Origin of the sequence: Streptococcus sp. CF7_Ac1-8 (assembly GCF_024295435.1) — a bacterium.
Classification (GTDB): Bacteria; Bacillota; Bacilli; order Lactobacillales; family Streptococcaceae; genus Streptococcus; species Streptococcus mitis_AP.
Map to the genome: position 1 here is coordinate 72,657 of NZ_JANCPI010000004.1, position 18,386 is coordinate 91,042.

The window sequence follows — 18,386 nt, forward strand, 5'->3', positions numbered from 1 at the left end:
ATTTAAGAAAAATTTTAACTTTTTCTTAATCCTTTTTAATTTTAGGAGATTATACTAGAGTCATCAAATAAAGAAAAACTCTAAGGAGAATCCTATGAAATTCAATCCAAATCAAAGATATACTCGTTGGTCTATTCGCCGTCTTAGTGTCGGTGTTGCCTCAGTTGTTGTAGCCAGTGGTTTCTTTGTCCTAGTTGGTCAACCAAGTTCTGTACGTGCTGATGTGGTCAATCCAACCCCTGCTCAAGTAGCGCCAGATGCGACTGCGGTGAGTGAAAAGAGCGACTTACCAGTAGAACTTCTCAAAGAAGCAGTCGATACAGCTCTTCCTTCAGAGCAGGCAGAATCAACACCTAAAGCAAGCTTGGATACTGCAAGCTCTCCAGAAAAAGCAGATGTAGGTGCTAAAGAGCCGGTAGTAGCACCAAAAGAAGAAGCGCAAGCAAAACCAGAATCTAAGAAACAAACAGAAGATGCGGTTAAACCTGTGGAAAGTCCTGCAGCTACAGTTGCTGGACAAGACCGTGAAGCAAGTGAAGCTCAACCAGCAACCACTCCAGCTGAAGTGCAAAAAGGCGTGGCTGACAATACTAAAGACACAGTAGACGTTCCGGCTACTTACTTGGATAAAGCCAACTTCCCAGGCCCATTCACAGCCGGAGTCAACCAAGTTATTCCATATGAATTCTTCGCTGGTGATGGTATGTTAACACGCCTTATCTTGAAAGCTTCAGATAAGGCTCCATGGTCAGACAACGGTTCGGCTAAAAATCCAGCCCTTCCACCAGTAGAAAAATTGGGCAAAGGTCTTTACTTCTACGAAGTAGACTTGGCAGGTACCCAAGGTAAGTCAGATAAAGAGCTTCTTGATCTCTTGAAACAAAACGGCACTCAAAGCTATAAAGCAACTATCAAAGTGTACGGTGCTAAAGATGGCAAGGCAGACTTGAGCAACCTTGTAGCGACTAAGGATTTGGATGTCAACTTGAACGGCTTGACTACCCCAGCTGAAGTTCAAAAAGGTGTAGCTGATAATACTAAAGACACAGTAGATGTTCCAGCCACTTACTTGGACAAAGCCAACTTCCCAGGCCCATTCACAGCTGGTGTTAACCAAGTCATTCCATACGAATTCTTCGCTGGTGACGGTATGTTAACTCGTCTTATCTTGAAGGCTTCAGACAAGGCTCCATGGTCAGACAATGGTTCAGCTAAAAATCCAGCTCTTCCACCAGTGGAAAAATTGGGCAAAGGTCTCTACTTCTACGAAGTAGACTTGGCAGGCACTCAAGGTAAATCTGATAAAGAGCTACTTGACCTCTTAAAACAAAATGGCACTCAAAGCTATAAAGCTACCATCAAGGTGTACGGTGCCAAAGATGGCAAGGCTGATTTGAGCAATCTTGTAGCGACTAAGGATTTGGATGTCAACTTGAACGGCTTAACCACTCCAGCTGAAGTGCAAAAGGGCGTAGCCGATAATACTAAAGACACAGTAGATGTTCCAGCCTCTTACTTGGATAAAGCCAATTTCCCAGGCCCATTCACAGCCGGTGTTAACCAAGTCATTCCTTACGAATTCTTCGCCGGTGACGGTATGTTAACTCGTCTTATCTTGAAAGCATCCGACAAGGCTCCATGGTCAGACAATGGTTCAGCTAAAAATCCCGCTCTTCCACCAGTAGAAAAATTGGGCAAAGGCCTCTACTTCTACGAAGTGGACTTGGCAGGAACTCAAGGAAAATCAGATAAAGACTTGTTAGACCTCTTGAAACAAAACGGCACTCAAAGCTACAAGGCAACCATCAAAGTGTACGGTGCGAAAGATGGCAAGGCCGATTTGAGCAACCTCGTAGCGACTAAAAATTTGGATGTCAACTTGAACGGCTTAACCACTCCAGCCGAAGTACAAAAAGGCGTAGCCGACAATACCAAAGATACGGTAGACGTTCCAGCATCTTACCTGGACAAGGCCAACTTCCCAGGCCCATTCACAGCTGGTGTCAACCAAGTTATTCCATATGAATTTTTCGCAGGTGATGGTATGTTGACACGCCTTATCTTGAAAGCTTCAGACAAGGCTCCATGGTCTGACAATGGTTCAGCCAAAAATCCCGCCCTTCCACCAGTAGAGAAATTGGGCAAAGGTCTCTACTTCTATGAAGTAGATTTGGCTGGCACTCAAGGCAAATCTGATAAAGAGCTTCTAGACCTCTTGAAACAAAACGGCACTCAAAGCTATAAAGCTACAATTAAGGTTTACGGTGCGAAAGATGGTAAAGCTGATTTGAGCAATCTCGTAGCGACTAAGGATTTGACAGTGAACTTGAATGGACATCAGTCTCTTGCTCCGATGCAATCAGGCTTCGTCCCATCTTCTAATGGTTCAGCTATGCCGACTCCAATGATGAGTAGTCATCAAGATGCGTCTAAGATGAACGCTCAAATGCCAAGTGTCAATCAAGATGAGATGAAATCTCAAATGCCAGCTGCTAGTCAGGATAAGATGATGCCTAACAAAGAGCAGGATAAAACCATGAATGCTAGCCAGCCTATGGCAACACCAAGCATGAAACAGGATCAAGCTCCAGCAGCCTCAAGCAAAATGTCTGATGAAGGCAAGATGGCAGCTAATAACAAGGCATCAAATCCAATGATGACTGCTCAAATGAAAAATCAAAAAGACATGCTTCCATATACTGGCGAAGCTCAAACATCAATGGCTACTCTTGGATTCTTTGGACTCGCCTTGGCAGGACTATTAGGTGGCCTCGGTTTGAAAGCTAAAAAAGAGGAAAATGACTAGTCTAGCTACAGACTTTCTATCTAGGATTTGAAAAATCCAGATAGCGATTAGAATGTTCGTAAAGTGATTAAAATAGTGTTATACTATTGTGGTATAGCACTGTTTTTTTCAAAGGAGAGACAGATGGGAAAGACAATTTTACTCGTTGACGACGAGGTAGAAATCACAGATATTCATCAACGCTATCTGGTTCAGGCAGGGTATCAGGTTTTGGTGGCTCATGATGGAGTAGAGGCCTTAGAAATCTTCAAGCGAAAACCGATTGATTTGATTATTACAGATATCATGATGCCTCGGATGGATGGTTATGATTTGATTAGCGAAGTCCAGTATCAATCTCCGGATCAGCCTTTTCTCTTTATCACGGCTAAGACTAGCGAGCAGGACAAGATTTATGGCCTGAGCTTAGGGGCAGATGACTTTATTGCCAAGCCCTTTAGCCCACGTGAGCTGGTTTTGCGTGTCCACAATATCCTGCGTCGCCTTCATCGTGGAGGTGAGACAGAGGTCGTCAGTCTCGGAGATTTACGGATGAATCACGGTAGCCATGAGGTCCAAGTTGGAGATGTGGCGCTTGATTTGACAGTCAAATCCTTCGAACTTCTATGGTTTTTAGCCAGCAATCCAGAGCGGGTTTTCTCTAAGACAGATCTCTATGAAAAGGTCTGGCAAGAAGACTATGTGGATGATACCAATACCTTGAATGTTCATATTCATGCTCTCCGACAGGAGTTGGCTAAACATGCCAGTGCAGCAACGCCCACCATCAAAACCGTCTGGGGCTTGGGCTACAAGATTGAGAAAGCACGAGGGTAGTTAATGAAATTAAAAAGTTATATTTTAGTGGGGTATATCATTTCAACACTCCTAACAATTATCGTGGTTTTTTGGGCCATCCAGCGCATGTTAATTGAGCAAAGAGAAATTTATTTCCTGATTGGCATGACTTTAATCGCAAGTTTTGTCGGTGCTGGGATTAGTCTCTTTCTCCTATCGCCTGTCTTTACATCATTGGCCAAACTTAAGGAACATGCCAAGCGAGTAGCGGACAAGGATTTTCCTTCAAATCTGGAGGTTCAAGGGCCTGCAGAATTTCAGCAGTTAGGGCAAGCTTTCAATGAGATGTCCCATGATTTGCAGGCAACCTTTGATTCATTAGAAGAAAGCGAACGAGAAAAGGGCTTGATGATTGCCCAGCTTTCGCATGATATCAAGACCCCCATTACTTCGATCCAAGCGACAGTAGAAGGGATTTTGGATGGGGTTATCAAGGAAGGAGAACAAGCCCACTATCTAGCAACCATTGGGCGCCAGACGGAAAGACTCAATAAACTAGTTGAGGAGTTGAATTTTTTGACCTTAAATACAGCTAGAAATCAGGTGGAAACGACTAGCAAAGACAGTATTTTTCTGGACCAGCTCTTGATTGAGTGCATGAGTGAATTTCAGTTCTTGATTGAGCAGGAGGAGCGAGATGTCCATTTGCAGGTAATCCCAGAGTCTGCTCGGATTGAGGGAGATTATGCCAAACTTTCTCGTATCTTGGTGAATCTGGTCAATAATGCTTTTAAATACTCTGCTCCAGGAACCAAGTTGGAGGTGGTAGCTAAGCTGGAGAAGAACCAGCTTTCAATCAGTGTAACAGATGAAGGGCAGGGCATTGCCCCAGAGGACTTGGAGAATATTTTCAAGCGCCTTTATCGTGTAGAAACTTCGCGTAACATGAAGACAGGTGGTCATGGCTTGGGTCTTGCGATTGCGCGTGAATTAGCCCATCAATTGGGTGGAGAAATCACAGTCAGCAGCCAGTACGGCCTCGGAAGCACCTTTACTCTCCTTCTTAACCTCTCTGGCAGTGAAAATAAAGCCTAAAACCCCTTTACAAATCCAGCCATTCATGGTAAAATGGATTTTGTGTGAAATATCAGCAGGAAAGCATGAAGCTCGTCAACAGGTGTCTTATGATAAGTAACCTTGGCTGTTTAGGCGAAGGGCATCTGCACGAATCAGGGCTTTCTAAGTGACTATTTCCACCGAAATATTATTTATATCAGGAGGACATTCACATGTCACGTTATACAGGACCATCTTGGAAACAAGCTCGTCGCCTTGGCCTTTCACTTACAGGTACAGGTAAAGAATTGGCACGTCGTAACTACGTACCAGGACAACACGGACCAAACAACCGTTCTAAATTGTCAGAATACGGTTTGCAATTGGCTGAAAAACAAAAACTTCGTTTTACTTACGGTGTAGGTGAAAAACAATTCCGTAACTTGTTCGTACAAGCTACAAAAATCAAAGGCGGAATCCTAGGTTTCAACTTCATGCTTCTTTTGGAACGTCGTTTGGATAACGTTGTTTACCGTCTTGGTCTTGCGACTACTCGTCGTCAAGCTCGTCAATTCGTAAACCACGGTCACATCCTTGTTGACGGAAAACGCGTTGATATCCCATCATACCGCGTAACTCCAGGTCAAGTGATCTCAGTTCGTGAAAAATCATTGAAAGTTCCAGCTATCCTTGAAGCAGTAGAAGCTACTCTTGGACGTCCAGCATTCGTATCATTCGACGCTGAAAAATTGGAAGGTTCATTGACTCGCTTGCCAGAACGCGACGAAATCAACCCAGAAATCAACGAAGCACTTGTCGTTGAATTCTACAACAAGATGCTTTAATTTTAAGATATATCTTACAGAAAGCCTACAACAGTGGGCTTTTTGCTTTGTCTTAAAACGTTGATTTCTGGGTTTGTTTAGAGATTTGCTAGTAAGATTATTTGTGTGTCTAAGTCTATCTATTCAAAGAATGACACGATGTTGATGATATAAATCTGGTATGATATAATATTTTGGCCCCCTCAATTCAAGGAAGGGAGGTGTTACATATGTTAGAAACTTTACTCACAGTGTTTCTAGCTCCGTTACTGATTAACGTGTTATCTGAGCTTTTCAAGTTATGGATAAAGAGACGTAGCCCCCTTTTAGAGGGTAGCAAAAACCCCCATCGGTGGCACGGTGGGGCTTTTTGTTGCCTTGTTAGACAATTATCATCACTATAAACCCATTCTAACACACCCCCTCCGATTTTTCAAGCTTTTGTTTTGATATTCCTCAGAGTGTGTTTGTGGTTTGAGTCCACTTTACTGAAATTAGCCCACGCGCTTCTAGCCTCCATTCTACAGCAAAGAAATCAACTCTTTTCTAGGGATTTCCGCCCTCATTTTTGTCTTTTGTGCTAAAATAGACTTATAAATTGAAAATAAGGAATGTTTATGAAATCGGGTAATGGTTTTTGGAAAGGCTGTCTCTATTTTTGGGGCTTCTTGTTCTTACTGGGCCTTTTGGTTCAATATGCTCTTCCGCTTGCGGCTTGTGTCCTGCTAGGCTATGGTGGTTATCGCCTCTATAAACGTTGGCGCTATCCTCTTTTGCAGGATCGTTCGCTCGATGATCGGATTGAGCTTTTAAAAGCTCGTATTCGTCAGGCGGACAAGGATATTCAGCAATTAGAGGGAACTTTAGTAGAAAAAGGCTCAGAGTCCTATAAGAGTTTGGCTAATCAAGTATTAATCGAACTGCGGGAAATCCATCAGGAGGCGGAACGTCTCAAGTCCTATATCGATGCTGATGTCTACAACCGTATTGACAAAAAGGTTCGTACAGTGAGGGCAACTATCGATGTTCAGCTAGAACGTTTGGATAGAGAAAGTCAGGTAGATCTTGAAAATGCGGAGCCAGAGGAATTAGCTCCAGAATTGTCCCAGACCTTGGCCAATATTGCCATTGATCATCAGGCTATTTTAGACAAGATTGCCACCTCTGCTGATGGTGATAAGGAAGAATTGACGGCCATTCATAGTTTGAAGATGGAGAAATTCCAAACGATTTTAGAAGGCTATTTAAAGATTAAGGCCAATCCGAAGAACTATAATCGAGCAGAAGAACGCTTGCAACAAGCTAAAGCAGCCATCGAACAATTTGACCTTGAACTGGACCAAGTCTTGAGAGAATTCAATGAAACAGATATGCGTGATTTTGATATCAGTTTGCGTATCCTAGAAAAAGATCGTAAAGAATAGGTTAGAAACAAAGGAGTAACCATGACAGAATTTAATTTTGATATTGACCAGATTGCCAATAATACGGTAGCTAAGGTGGATAAAACAACCCAAATCATCGAGACCAATACTGGCTCGGACAAGACCTTGACCTTCCTTGAAAAGTTGAGCCCTGAGCAGCAAGAAGGAATCAAGGCGCACGTGCCCCAGTTAGTAGACCAATTTGTCACAAATCAAAATGCTCTTTTGGATTTTGGACAATCTGCTGTAGAAGGTGTGAATAATACGGTCAATCGTATCTTGTCAGAACAAAAGAAATTGCAGATTCCCCAAGTGGATGATCTACTTAAAAATACCAACCGTGAGTTGCAAGGCTTTGTAGTCAAATACAAGAACGCTGAAATTGCTGAGTTAGAAGAGAAGCCAAACTTTTTGCAACGATTGTTTAACAAGAGCAAGAATACCCTACAAGAATTTTACTTTGACTCAAAAACAGTGGAGCAAAAGCTCGATGGTATGGCAGCTGCAGTGGTCAAGCAAGAAGATGTCTTAGCTCGAAATATCGTTTCAGCTGAGATGTTGATTGAGGACAATACCAAATCCATTGAAAATCTAGTGGGAGTGATTTCCTTTATCGAAGCTAGCCAGACAGAAGCTGGCAATCGCGCTGCAGAACTGAAAGCTCAAGCTGACCAACTCGATACAAGTACGGTAGAATACCAAACCAAGTCACAAGAATTGGCCCGCATGGCTGAAGTGGTCAATACCCTTGAACAACAACATACTGAGTATGTCAGCCGTCTCTATGTTGCCTGGGCAACAACACCTCAGATGCGCAATCTTGTGAAGGTGTCATCTGATATGCGCCAAAAATTGGGTATGCTTCGTCGTAATACGATTCCAACAATGAAGCTTTCTATTGCCCAACTTGGTATTTTGCAACAATCAATGAAATCAGGTGTCGTGGCAGATGCCATTGTCAATGCCAATAATGCTGCCCTTCAGATGCTAGCTGAAACCAGCAAGGAAGTGATTCCGCAGATGGAACGAATTGCCCAAAGCCCGACAGTCGCTGTTGAGTCTGTTACCAAACTGGCTGAAAGCCTGGTCGCTCAAAACCAAGGTATCGTCGCTGCCATTGAATTGGGACGCCAGAAACGTGCCCAACTAGAAACAACCATCGTCAAGTCCGCAGAAATGATCAACGATTCTGTCAAACTACGCGATGAAAAAATCGTCCAAGCCCTTCTAGACCAAGGCAAGGCAGCTCAGAAAGAAGTACAAGAATAATACACAAGTCCCCTGTAATGTAGATTTGCAGGGGATTTTGGATTTTTCTATATATCCGAACATCTAGTTTATTTCACAAAAAATATAGTCAAAAATGTAGTCATTCGAATGATTTTTTTCAATGTACTGAATTAAACAAAAAGAAAAAACGTTTGAATCAGCGTTTTTCTTCTGTATTGATTCTTCGTATTGAATGCTTACTTAACTTCGGTATACATAAAAGGGAAGAACCAGCAGGGCAGTCCATTGTATCATACAGAAATTTCAATGTTCTTAAGAGGTGGAACTAGTCAGTCCGCTAAGTATAATAAGAAAAGTGGAAAATCCTATAAGGATATTGATGACCTAGTTGATTTTGGTAGGCCTGTTCACATAGTTCCCCATATGTTCCGACATAGTTTTGTTTCAGTCATGGCTGATAAGAATGTAAGCTTAAACGTTATTCGAGAGTTTGTGGGACATTCAGAAGATAGTAGAGAAATAGAAAAAATCTATCTTCATGTTATGCAAAAAGGAAAACATAAGATTGAACAAGTTATGATAGATTTGTCTAAAATAATCTCTTGATTATTATAATCAGTTAAAATTCAGCTATTTTAGATTTCTTGATATGATTATAAAAATAGAAATAACAATAAGACTAGCTAAACTTATCAATAAAATCTCAATGTTATTAGTAAAGATATTTATTACTTGAAGAACAGATACGGAAGCAATAATAAAAAGTATTGCTTCCATAAGTTTAGTATTTCGTAATTCATTAAATTGATATTTTTCTTTAATTAAGTCATATTCCTCTTGCTTTACTTTTTCTACATATTCATCGTGAGTGAAATCAGAGTGCTCTTTAAGATGATTAAAAAGTTCAAAAATAGGTCTATAATTAAGTCGGTACATAAAAATATATGATTTTTTATAATTGTGAGCCCATTCATTAAAATTAATAAGATGTTTTTCGTTTGAGAGGTGGAATTTTTCAAGTCCGTCCATAATAGTTTCTTCAAGGCAAACTAATTGAAAAAACGGGGTAGCAGAAGCCAAAAAGAAACTAGCTTGTTGTAGAAAATTGAACTCAAAATTATTAGAATCATTGTTATTCCAAATGATATAATTAGCGCCTTTGTTTATGTAGTTAATGTATTCTAAATCAAAATAGTCTGCTATGTAATATTTTGATTTATTCATAGAGGATAGAGCATGCGAAGTATATGGAGCATTAATCATCCAAGTATACAATTTGTCTTTTTTAAAGAATTCTAATTTATTCATATCTTTCATATTGGTAATGAAGTGGAGTGTAAAAAAACGTTCGCTTAATTGAATTCCTCCGTTTATTGAAGATAATTCTTTTTTTATATAATTTAAAATATCATCTAACTGTTGAGAAGAGTTCAAAGAGTATGCTTTATTTTTATTTTTAAAATCAGGAAAGAGTTTGGCTATCATTTTGGTATACGGGTGTAGAAAATCGATGTTATAAAAAGAATCTCTCAAATCTTCAAATAAATCAATTACTATTGCCCCATTTTGATATACGGTAAGTGTTACAAAGTAGAGGTATATTTCGCTCTTTTTACCAAATTCTATAAGAGGAGTGAAGATAAATTTAATAAATTTATTACCTTCTGCGTTATTTAACCAATTTTGCTTTTCCTTCTCAAGTTTAATAAAGTATAAGTCAAGATAGTCATTAGTCTTTTCATCAATCGCTTCTTTCAAATGATGTATCTCAGAGGGAATATTCCAAAATTCATTTTTTTTAGCAATAAGTTGACCATCTTTGGTACCTATTAAAACCATTATTGTGGCTGGATGATTTTTAAATTTTTTAGTAATAATTTGTGTTAATTTTTTATTATTAATTTTATATAAGTCTGTACTTAACATATAAAAAGAAGTTATTTTAAATTCTTTGATTTGTTTAGAGACTTCAGAAATTTTTTCTCCCCAATTATTATTTATAGGCTTCTTCATATTAAGCTCCTTAATGTTTTTCAAAATAATTATATCAAAAACATTCCCCTATTTGATATGAACAATCATAATCAGTTAAAATTCAGTTATTTTGCTAAATTTAAAAGAAAAAGCCTTAGAAATGTTGATTTCATAGGCTTTCTGTATGTTATATTATTTTACTTCTGTAAACACAACGTGTTTGCGAAGTTTTGGTGAGTATTTCTTCAATTGAAGACGGTCTGGAGTGTTACGTTTGTTTTTAGAAGTAAGGTACAAGCGTTCACCAGATTCTTTGTGTTCAAGTGTAATATTTACGCGCATGGTATCTCCCTTCTATTATTCAGCTGATGAAGCTTTAGCGATTTTACGTCCTTTGTAGTATCCTTTAAGTGATACACGGTGAGAACGTGAGTAATCTCCAGTAGTTTCGTCAAAGTTCACAGATGGAGCTGTTACTTTGTAGTGTGTACGACGTTTGTTTTTCTTCGCTTTTGAAGTGCGACGTGCAGGTACTGCCATTTTGATTTCTCCTTTAGGTATTTATATTCGATTCAATCTACTGATTTTCATCAACCATACTAGGATAACACATTTTTTTTGTAAAGTAAAGTTACTTGACAAAAAAAGATGAAAAAATTAGAAGATATTACTCAGTTGATATTACTAAAACCTAAATGATATCACTTTGTTTTTAAAAGTCAATAGAAAGTTGAAAAATAATTACTAAAAAGTTTCAGCCCAATAATTACTTGTAGTAGGTGAGATTATATTGTGCTGAAATACTCTTTTATTCTTATAACTTTTACACTATAATTGTAGTTAGAAAGGGAGAGAAATGTTTGATTATAGAGCACTAGTTATTTTGATGACTTTGATGGATCATTGTGAGCTATCATTATATGAATTATCTGTTAAGGTGAGCTTACCTATAAAGGAAGTCAAAGAAGGAATAGATTATTTAGTGCCTTATCTAGCTAATAAAGGGATAGTGCTGGATAAAAAACAAGGTCGCTATAGTTTATCAAATCGTACGAAGCAGTCTTTGACAGATATTATTAAGTCGGATGAATTGGTTTTACCAAAGTCGACTCGCTTAGCATTAATCTATCTTTACACTTTTTGCCGATTAGATTTTATATCGAATAATCATTACCAAGACTTTTTGAAAGTAAGTAAGAATACAACCTTATCTGATATTCAATCATTAAGAAAGATTATGTTAGATAATGATTTGGAGCTAGGGTACAGTAGAGCAAAAGGTTATACTTTACACGGTTCAGAGTGGAATAAGCACCGTTTAGCTTTTCAAATGGTTAGTGAGTTGCTGGAATCCTCCATAGGGATTTGGGGGTTGGATTATGTTTTATCCAGTTGGGGGTATTCATTAACTTATGATTTGATTGATCAGGTAGTTAAAGATTATTATGAAAAGCTACAGATAGTACCTATTGTTAATCAATTAAAAGTTTGCCTTTTCGGTTTAGTATTCATTATATGTAGGTATCAAAGGGATGTTGAAAGAGTATGTCTTTCAGAGACACTAGTATCTCCTATTATTCAAGATATAACGACTATTTTATTAGATACAGTAGTTGATTTGGGAATTATAGATACGGTATTTTCAGAGGATGATTATCGCTATGTCACAGTTTTATTATCAAGTTGCTTTGAAGGTGAAGTAGATGTTGCTCCGGTTTACTTTAATCAATTAACAGAGGCTATTATAAGTAGAATGGAAGATATTTCTTTGTTACATTTTAAACAAAGAGAAGTATTGAGAGAAAATCTTCGCCGTCACCTTATACCGGCTTACTATAGATTAAAGTTCGGCTTACCTAGCTCAAATGAATATGTGTTGCATGTTAAAGAACATTATCCTGATTTATTTGAACTAGTAAAAGATTCTTTGACTCCCTTGATGGACGCTATTGACAAGCCCATACCTGATAGTGAAACAGCATATTTTGTTATCCATTTTGGAGGATATTTAAAGAAAGCAGACAATTTGCCTCAAAAATGTTATAAAGCAGCAATTATCTGTCCTAATGGAATTAGTTCTTCATTGATGATAAAAGAGAATCTATTAGCATTATTCCCTCAAATTGAGTTTATAGGAACCTCAAAGATTGATGATTTATATGCGAAAACTAGTAGTGACTATGATATGGTTTTTTCTACTATAAAGGTGGATACAGAGAAGCCAAATTATCTAGTTTCTGTTATGATGACGGAAGAACAAACAACACAGTTAGTTGAATTGGTATCAAAAGATTTCCCAGATACAGGTTATCGAGATATTGAGCTTAATCAGATAATTAGCATAGTAAGACGATATAGTGTAATCACACAAGAATTAGAGTTAAAATTAGCATTAAAGAGGTATCTCTATCAAGAAATGAACAGAAAGGACGTGTTACCATTGTTAGAAGAATTAATTACAAAAGAAACTTATCAGGTTAGTTCGGAAAAATTAGGATGGAAGGAGGCAATTCGTTTAGCAGCTAAACCGCTTTTGGATCAACATAAGATAACTGAGAACTACCCTGAGGCAATGATTCAAAAAGTAGAAGAGTTTGGGCCTTTTATTAATTTAGGGAAGGGAGTAGCAATTCCTCACGCTCGGCCAGATGAAGGTGTGAATGAAATAGGAATGTCAATGTTAGTTTTGGAAGAACCGATTTATTTATTGGATAATCCAGAACAAGAGGTAAGATTGTTGATTTGTATTGCAGCTATTGATAATGAGAGTCATTTAAAGGCTTTGTCACATTTAACAACAATTTTAAGAGATAAAAATCATGTTCAAACTTTAATATCATCAAAAAACTATGATGACATTGAAATGATAATTAAACAGGAGGATTAGATAATGTTAAAAATTGGTACAGCTTGTGGTTCAGGATTAGGTTCAAGTTTTATGGTACAGATGAATATTGAATCTGTATTGAGTGATTTGAATGTTTCAGATGTAGAAGTTGAACACTATGATTTAGGTGGAGCAGATCCAAATGCAGCTGATATTTGGATTGTTGGTCGTGATCTAGCTGATTCAGCTAGTCATCTTGGAGATGTTCGTATCTTAAATAGTATTATTGATATGGACGAGCTACGAGAATTAATTACTAAAATTTGTGAAGAAAAAGAACTTATATAGGAGGCTAGCGTCATGATGAAGTTCATATTGGATATTGTTAGTACACCAGCTATTTTAGTAGCTTTAATTGCAATCTTAGGATTAGTTCTTCAGAAGAAGAAATTACCTGACATTATTAAAGGCGGAATTAAGACCTTTGTTGGTTTCTTAGTTGTATCTGGTGGTGCAGGAATTGTGCAAAATTCTTTAAATCCATTTGGTACCATGTTTGAGCATGCTTTTCATTTATCTGGAGTTGTACCAAATAATGAAGCAATTGTAGCTGTAGCTTTAACAACATATGGCTCAGCTACTGCAATGATTATGTTTGCAGGTATGGTGTTCAATATCTTAATCGCTCGTTTTACTCGATTCAAATATATCTTTTTAACAGGGCACCACACTCTATATATGGCGTGTATGATTGCGGTCATTTTATCAGTTGCTGGCTTTACTAGTTTGCCTCTTATCTTACTAGGAGGATTAGCACTCGGTATTATTATGAGTATTTCTCCAGCATTTGTACAAAAATATATGGTTCAATTAACTGGAAATGACAAGGTGGCTTTAGGTCATTTCAGTTCTTTGGGATATTGGTTGAGTGGTTTCACTGGTAGCCTTATCGGTGACAAATCAAAATCAACAGAGGACATTAAATTCCCAAAGAGTTTAGCTTTTTTACGTGATAGTACTGTTAGTATTACTTTATCTATGGCAGTTATTTACATTATTGTAGCTATCTTTGCAGGGTCAGAATATATAGAAAAAGAAATCAGTAATGGTACAAGTGGTCTAGTTTATGCTTTACAATTAGCAGGTCAATTTGCAGCAGGTGTATTTGTTATTTTAGCAGGTGTTCGCCTTATTTTGGGTGAAATTGTTCCAGCCTTTAAAGGTATTTCAGAGCGTCTTGTACCTAATTCAAAACCTGCTTTGGATTGTCCGATTGTTTATACTTATGCACCTAATGCAGTCCTAATTGGATTTATCTCTAGTTTTGTTGGTGGTTTAGTAAGTATGGCAATTATGATTGCTTCAGGAACGGTTGTCATCTTACCAGGCGTTGTGCCTCATTTCTTCTGTGGAGCGACTGCAGGTGTCATTGGGAATGCATCTGGTGGTGTTCGTGGAGCCACTATTGGAGCATTTTTACAAGGTATTTTAATTAGTTTTCTTCCAGTCTTTTTAATGCCAGTTTTGGGAGGACTTGGTTTCCAAGGGTCAACTTTCTCAGATGCAGATTTTGGTCTATCAGGAATTATTTTAGGAATGTTGAATCAATTTGGCTCACAAGCAGGCATTGTTATTGGTCTTGTTCTTATTCTAGCAGTTATGTTTGGAGTATCCTTTATTAAAAAGCCATCTGCAAAGGAGGAATAAGGGATGATTTTAAGTGAAAATAGAGAAGATGAGTTAAGAAAATTTGCAACAAAAATCCGATTAAATACTCTTAGAACATTGAATCATCTTGGATTCGGCCATTATGGAGGGAGTCTGTCTATAGTAGAAGTTTTAGCAGTGCTTTATGGTGAAATAATGCCGATGACTCCAGAAATATTTGCGTCACGAGATAGAGATTATTTTGTTTTATCCAAGGGACATGCTGGACCAGCTTTGTACAGCACACTCTATTTGAATGGTTTCTTTGACAAAGAATTCTTACATTCTTTAAATACAAATGGAACCAAATTACCGTCTCATCCTGATAGAAATCTAACGCCGGGCATAGATATGACAACTGGCTCTTTAGGACAGGGAATTAGTGTTGCAACCGGACTTGCATATGGTCAGAGAATAAGAAAAAGTCCCTTTTATACCTATGCTATTGTTGGAGATGGTGAGTTAAATGAGGGACAATGTTGGGAGGCTATACAGTTTGCTTCTCATCAACAGTTATCTAATTTAATTGTATTTGTAGACGATAACAAAAAACAATTAGATGGTTTTACAAAGGATATTTGTAATCCAGGTGATTTTGTAGAAAAATTCTCAGCATTTGGGTTTGAATCCATTAGGGTCAATGGTTCAGATATTAGAGAAATTTATGAAGGGATTATCCAATTAAAACAGTCAAATAATTCATCCCCTAAGTGTATTGTATTAGACACTATTAAAGGTCAAGGAGTTCTAGAGCTGGAAGAAATGAAATCCAATCATCATCTTCGCCCTACTGTAGAGGAGAGACAAATGTTAACTTCAGTTGTAGAAAGATTAAGTCAGGAATTGGAGGAAACAGAATGATGAGAAGTACGAAAGAATTACGACATGTGTATAGAGATTTCCTTCTAGAAGCTAACCAAAGTTATTCTGATATAGTAGTTTTAGAAGCAGACTTGTCAAGTTCGATGGCTACTAATAATCTTGAAAAGGACTTTGGAGACCGTTATGTGAATGTTGGGATCATGGAAGCAGAAATGGTCGGGCTTGCAGCAGGTTTATCTATTCAGGGGTTTAGACCTTATCTTCATACATTTGGCCCTTTTGCTTCACGAAGAGTATTTGATCAATTATTTATTTCTCTTGGGTACGCACAATTGGATGCCACTGTGATTGGCTCAGATGCAGGAGTAACGGCAGAGATGAATGGTGGAACACATATGCCATTTGAAGAAATTGGATTGTTACGTTTAATTCCTAAATCAATCATTTTTGAAGCAACTGATGATATCCAATTTCGTGAAATCTTGAACCAGACATTAGAATTAAAAGGACTAAAATATATTCGAACAATTAGAAAAGCTCCAGAGGCTGTATATCAAGGTGGAGAAGATTTTTCTAAAGGCTACATTGAGTTAAGACACGGTGAAGATGTTGTAATAGTTGCTTCTGGCATAATGGTTGCTCCAAGTATTCGAGTTGCGGATGAACTGTCTAAATTAGGTTATTCAGTAGGTGTGATAGATTTATTTAGAATCAAACCGATACCAGAACAGATAAAAACAATGTTAAGCGGAAAAACTATATTTACTGTAGAAAACCACAATCAGATAGGTGGAATTGGCAGTGCTTTATGTGAATTATTCTCTGATGATGGAATAACAAAAATTCATCGGATGGGTGTTCAAGAAAGATTCGGTCAAGTAGGGAAAATGGATTATCTTCTTAATGAGTATGGTTTGAGTGAATCGAATATAAAAGAGAAAGTTTTAGCGTTTTATAATGCAAGATAGATATTAAATACACTTATCTGAAAGAACTTCTGTAAAAATTACATTACGTTATTTAAAGCGAGCGGATTAAAAGCATATTCTGGTAATCAGAAAGTGCCCTGATCCGCTTTGTTGTTTTTAATTTAAAATGTTTATATGTGTATAGAATTTTCTGAAAATTCAAGAATTTTCTTCTGTTCATTGCCTTTAAAATGTGCTATAATAGTAAAAACTGAAATGGGAGGGAACAAATGACTGAATTAGCTAAACGTCATCGCAGTAGCATTTATGATAGTATGGTTAAATCACCAAACCGTGCTATGCTTCGTGCGACTGGTATGACAGATAAGGACTTTGAAACACCGATTGTGGGAGTGATTTCGACTTGGGCGGAAAATACACCATGTAACATCCACTTGCATGATTTTGGGAAATTGGCTAAAGAGGGTGTCAAATCTGCAGGTGCTTGGCCTGTGCAGTTTGGAACTATTACTGTAGCGGACGGGATTGCTATGGGAACGCCTGGTATGCGTTTCTCTTTGACATCTCGTGATATCATTGCGGACTCTATCGAGGCGGCTATGGGTGGTCACAATGTGGATGCCTTTGTTGCTATCGGTGGTTGTGACAAGAACATGCCTGGTTCTATGATTGCCATTGCTAATATGGATATTCCAGCAATTTTCGCCTATGGTGGAACTATTGCACCGGGAAATCTTGATGGTAAAGATATTGACTTGGTTTCTGTTTTTGAGGGTATCGGAAAATGGAACCACGGTGACATGACAGCTGAGGACGTAAAACGTCTTGAATGTAATGCCTGCCCTGGTCCTGGTGGCTGTGGTGGTATGTACACAGCTAATACCATGGCGACTGCTATCGAAGTTCTCGGTATGAGTTTGCCAGGCTCTTCATCTCATCCAGCTGAATCAGCTGACAAGAAAGAAGATATCGAAGCAGCAGGACGTGCTGTTGTTAAGATGTTGGAACTAGGTCTTAAACCATCAGATATCTTGACTCGTGAAGCCTTTGAAGATGCTATCACTGTAACTATGGCTCTAGGTGGTTCTACAAACGCCACTCTTCACTTGCTTGCCATTGCCCATGCTGCCAATGTTGACTTGTCACTTGAGGACTTCAATACGATTCAAGAACGTGTGCCTCACTTGGCTGACTTGAAACCATCTGGTCAGTATGTCTTCCAAGATCTCTACGAAGTCGGTGGTGTGCCTGCGGTTATGAAATATCTCTTGGCAAATGGTTTCCTTCATGGAGACCGCATCACATGTACTGGTAAGACTGTCGCTGAGAACTTGGCTGACTTTGCAGACCTCACTCCAGGTCAAAAAGTTATTATGCCACTTGAAAATCCAAAACGTGCGGATGGTCCGCTTATCATCTTGAACGGGAACCTTGCCCCTGACGGTGCGGTTGCCAAGGTATCAGGTGTGAAAGTGCGTCGTCACGTTGGACCAGCTAAGGTCTTTGACTCAGAAGAAGATGCTATTCAGGCCGTTCTGACAGATGAAATCGTTGATGGCGATGTAGTCGTTGTTCGTTTCGTTGGACCTAAGGGTGGTCCTGGTATGCCTGAGATGCTGTCACTTTCATCAATGATTGTTGGTAAAGGTCAAGGAGACAAGGTTGCCCTCTTGACAGATGGACGCTTCTCTGGTGGTACTTATGGTCTGGTTGTTGGACATATCGCTCCTGAAGCTCAGGATGGTGGACCAATTGCCTACCTTCGTACAGGCGATATCGTTACGGTTGACCAAGATACCAAAGAAATTTCCATGGCCGTATCCGAAGAAGAACTTGAAAAACGCAAGGCAGAAACAACCTTGCCACCACTCTATAGTCGTGGTGTCCTCGGTAAATATGCCCATATCGTATCATCTGCTTCACGCGGAGCCGTGACAGACTTCTGGAATATGGACAAGTCAGGTAAAAAGTAAATTCAAAAAGCAAGCCAACTTTGGCTTGCTTCTTTTC

Annotated in this window: 16 protein-coding genes; 13 read left to right on the forward strand and 3 right to left on the reverse strand. The window is 38.5% G+C overall.

Features of this window, described 5'->3' with window-relative positions:
• Positions 1 to 94: 94 nt before the first annotated feature.
• The 7 genes from NMM26_RS03070 (at position 95) to NMM26_RS03100 (ending at position 8,723) form a co-directional block, all read left to right on the forward strand.
• Entirely contained in the window at positions 95 to 2,806 is a 2,712-nt protein-coding gene (locus NMM26_RS03070) for a fibronectin-binding SSURE repeat-containing protein (protein ID WP_254753820.1), read from the forward strand.
• A 123-nt stretch (positions 2,807 to 2,929) separates the two neighbouring features.
• The gene (locus NMM26_RS03075) at positions 2,930 to 3,622 is read left to right on the forward strand and encodes a response regulator transcription factor (protein ID WP_254753821.1); all 693 of its coding nucleotides are present in this window, start codon (positions 2,930 to 2,932) and stop codon (positions 3,620 to 3,622) included.
• 3 nt (positions 3,623 to 3,625) lie between these two features.
• Positions 3,626 to 4,678 (forward strand): cell wall metabolism sensor histidine kinase WalK, encoded by a 1,053-nt coding sequence (locus NMM26_RS03080; RefSeq protein ID WP_254753822.1) that lies wholly within the window; start codon positions 3,626 to 3,628, stop codon positions 4,676 to 4,678.
• Between the two features lie 194 nt (positions 4,679 to 4,872).
• Positions 4,873 to 5,484 carry a 30S ribosomal protein S4 gene (gene rpsD / locus NMM26_RS03085; protein WP_000092756.1) on the forward strand — a complete coding sequence of 204 codons (612 nt, stop codon included), beginning with the start codon at positions 4,873 to 4,875 and terminating at the stop codon, positions 5,482 to 5,484.
• A 596-nt stretch (positions 5,485 to 6,080) separates the two neighbouring features.
• A complete protein-coding gene (locus NMM26_RS03090) occupies positions 6,081 to 6,887 on the forward strand; it encodes a hypothetical protein (protein WP_033685331.1) in 807 nt (268 codons plus the stop codon).
• Positions 6,888 to 6,908: 21 nt separating this feature from the next.
• Positions 6,909 to 8,156, forward strand: a complete 1,248-nt coding sequence (locus NMM26_RS03095) for a toxic anion resistance protein (RefSeq protein WP_033685330.1) — start codon at positions 6,909 to 6,911, stop codon at positions 8,154 to 8,156.
• Positions 8,157 to 8,402: 246 nt separating this feature from the next.
• On the forward strand, positions 8,403 to 8,723 hold the full coding sequence (locus NMM26_RS03100) for a tyrosine-type recombinase/integrase (protein WP_083306558.1): 321 nt from the start codon (positions 8,403 to 8,405) through the stop codon (positions 8,721 to 8,723).
• 24 nt (positions 8,724 to 8,747) lie between these two features.
• On the opposite strand, the gene NMM26_RS03105 is transcribed toward NMM26_RS03100, so the two are convergent.
• The 3 genes from NMM26_RS03105 to rpmF all read right to left on the reverse strand — a co-directional run bounded on the left by NMM26_RS03105 (position 8,748) and on the right by rpmF (position 10,631).
• Complete coding sequence (locus NMM26_RS03105) at positions 8,748 to 10,130, reverse strand: hypothetical protein (protein WP_070526244.1); 1,383 nt, start codon at positions 10,128 to 10,130, stop codon at positions 8,748 to 8,750.
• 153 nt (positions 10,131 to 10,283) lie between these two features.
• Positions 10,284 to 10,433, reverse strand: a complete 150-nt coding sequence (gene rpmG, locus NMM26_RS03110) for a 50S ribosomal protein L33 (RefSeq protein WP_001265622.1) — start codon at positions 10,431 to 10,433, stop codon at positions 10,284 to 10,286.
• Between the two features lie 15 nt (positions 10,434 to 10,448).
• Complete coding sequence (rpmF, locus tag NMM26_RS03115; protein ID WP_049546651.1) at positions 10,449 to 10,631, reverse strand: 50S ribosomal protein L32; 183 nt, start codon at positions 10,629 to 10,631, stop codon at positions 10,449 to 10,451.
• Positions 10,632 to 10,947: 316 nt separating this feature from the next.
• Between rpmF and NMM26_RS03120 the strand changes: the two genes are divergently transcribed.
• The 6 genes from NMM26_RS03120 to ilvD all read left to right on the forward strand — a co-directional run bounded on the left by NMM26_RS03120 (position 10,948) and on the right by ilvD (position 18,349).
• Positions 10,948 to 12,978: a BglG family transcription antiterminator gene (locus tag NMM26_RS03120; RefSeq protein ID WP_254753823.1), complete on the forward strand. Its 2,031-nt coding sequence runs from the start codon at positions 10,948 to 10,950 to the stop codon at positions 12,976 to 12,978.
• Between the two features lie 3 nt (positions 12,979 to 12,981).
• Positions 12,982 to 13,266 carry a PTS sugar transporter subunit IIB gene (locus NMM26_RS03125; protein WP_000912473.1) on the forward strand — a complete coding sequence of 95 codons (285 nt, stop codon included), beginning with the start codon at positions 12,982 to 12,984 and terminating at the stop codon, positions 13,264 to 13,266.
• 12 nt (positions 13,267 to 13,278) lie between these two features.
• Positions 13,279 to 14,625: a PTS ascorbate transporter subunit IIC gene (locus tag NMM26_RS03130; protein ID WP_000975289.1), complete on the forward strand. Its 1,347-nt coding sequence runs from the start codon at positions 13,279 to 13,281 to the stop codon at positions 14,623 to 14,625.
• Between the two features lie 3 nt (positions 14,626 to 14,628).
• A complete protein-coding gene (locus NMM26_RS03135; protein ID WP_254753824.1) occupies positions 14,629 to 15,486 on the forward strand; it encodes a transketolase in 858 nt (285 codons plus the stop codon).
• Positions 15,483 to 16,415 (forward strand): transketolase family protein, encoded by a 933-nt coding sequence (locus NMM26_RS03140; protein WP_023947581.1) that lies wholly within the window; start codon positions 15,483 to 15,485, stop codon positions 16,413 to 16,415. The genes NMM26_RS03135 and NMM26_RS03140 overlap by 4 nt, the downstream gene beginning before the upstream one ends.
• Before the next feature lie 230 nt (positions 16,416 to 16,645).
• Positions 16,646 to 18,349: a dihydroxy-acid dehydratase gene (gene ilvD, locus NMM26_RS03145; RefSeq protein WP_223330821.1), complete on the forward strand. Its 1,704-nt coding sequence runs from the start codon at positions 16,646 to 16,648 to the stop codon at positions 18,347 to 18,349.
• Positions 18,350 to 18,386: the final 37 nt, after the last annotated feature.

Excerpts from the sequence above, each read along its gene's own strand:
- NMM26_RS03070 (WP_254753820.1), top strand. The coding sequence starts at position 95 with ATGAAATTCAATCCAAATCAAAGATATACTCGTTGGTCTATTCGCCGT.
- NMM26_RS03075 (WP_254753821.1), top strand. The coding sequence starts at position 2,930 with ATGGGAAAGACAATTTTACTCGTTGACGACGAGGTAGAAATCACAGAT.
- NMM26_RS03080 (WP_254753822.1), top strand. The coding sequence starts at position 3,626 with ATGAAATTAAAAAGTTATATTTTAGTGGGGTATATCATTTCAACACTC.
- rpsD (WP_000092756.1), top strand. The coding sequence starts at position 4,873 with ATGTCACGTTATACAGGACCATCTTGGAAACAAGCTCGTCGCCTTGGC.
- NMM26_RS03090 (WP_033685331.1), top strand. The coding sequence starts at position 6,081 with ATGAAATCGGGTAATGGTTTTTGGAAAGGCTGTCTCTATTTTTGGGGC.
- NMM26_RS03095 (WP_033685330.1), top strand. The coding sequence starts at position 6,909 with ATGACAGAATTTAATTTTGATATTGACCAGATTGCCAATAATACGGTA.
- NMM26_RS03105 (WP_070526244.1), bottom strand. The coding sequence starts at position 10,130 with ATGAAGAAGCCTATAAATAATAATTGGGGAGAAAAAATTTCTGAAGTC.
- rpmG (WP_001265622.1), bottom strand. The coding sequence starts at position 10,433 with ATGCGCGTAAATATTACACTTGAACACAAAGAATCTGGTGAACGCTTG.
- rpmF (WP_049546651.1), bottom strand. The coding sequence starts at position 10,631 with ATGGCAGTACCTGCACGTCGCACTTCAAAAGCGAAGAAAAACAAACGT.
- NMM26_RS03120 (WP_254753823.1), top strand. The coding sequence starts at position 10,948 with ATGTTTGATTATAGAGCACTAGTTATTTTGATGACTTTGATGGATCAT.
- NMM26_RS03125 (WP_000912473.1), top strand. The coding sequence starts at position 12,982 with ATGTTAAAAATTGGTACAGCTTGTGGTTCAGGATTAGGTTCAAGTTTT.
- NMM26_RS03130 (WP_000975289.1), top strand. The coding sequence starts at position 13,279 with ATGATGAAGTTCATATTGGATATTGTTAGTACACCAGCTATTTTAGTA.
- NMM26_RS03135 (WP_254753824.1), top strand. The coding sequence starts at position 14,629 with ATGATTTTAAGTGAAAATAGAGAAGATGAGTTAAGAAAATTTGCAACA.
- NMM26_RS03140 (WP_023947581.1), top strand. The coding sequence starts at position 15,483 with ATGATGAGAAGTACGAAAGAATTACGACATGTGTATAGAGATTTCCTT.
- ilvD (WP_223330821.1), top strand. The coding sequence starts at position 16,646 with ATGACTGAATTAGCTAAACGTCATCGCAGTAGCATTTATGATAGTATG.